Source organism: Cellvibrio mixtus subsp. mixtus J3-8 (genome assembly GCF_000766945.1).
GTDB lineage: Bacteria > Pseudomonadota > Gammaproteobacteria > Pseudomonadales > Cellvibrionaceae > Cellvibrio > Cellvibrio mixtus_A.
The window spans coordinates 1-373 of sequence record NZ_KN266219.1 but is presented as its reverse complement, the minus strand read 5'-3'; the positions used below and the strand labels follow the sequence as shown (position 1 = coordinate 373).

At 43.4% G+C, this 373-nt stretch carries 1 protein-coding gene and 1 pseudogene; both read left to right on the top strand.

The window, feature by feature from the left end; all coding sequences use genetic code 11:
* Positions 1-132 (top strand): hypothetical protein (locus A596_RS23920; RefSeq protein WP_039918855.1); only part of this gene is annotated, 132 nt, incomplete at its 5' end.
* Positions 129-373 (top strand): annotated as a pseudogene (locus A596_RS21490) (phage portal protein); the annotation flags it as partial. The gene A596_RS23920 and the pseudogene A596_RS21490, both read left to right, overlap by 4 nt.

Sequence of the window (373 nt, the reverse complement as noted above, 5' to 3'; positions counted from 1 at the left end):
TTTAAGGCTGGCCGAAACAAACGCACAGGGCATGCAGAGTTAGCTTGGGCAACGATGCATGCATTATTTAACGAACCTGTTGATATTGCCTTCGATGAGCATAATCAATCACTGATGGAGATTTATGAATGAACTGGTTAAGAAAAAATAAAACTCAAAAAGAGTCGGGGCCAGTGGCATTTACATTTGGTGAACCAGAGCCAGTGCTTAATGCTTATGATTTTCTCTATTCAGGATGCTACTCATACGGTAGCCGCTACTACGAGCCACCGGTAGATTTAAATGGCTTGGCAAAGCTCTATCGAGCAACAGCACATCACGGCTCCGCATTGCAGGTAAAGCGAAATATTTTGCTGCGAACCTTTAAACCTTC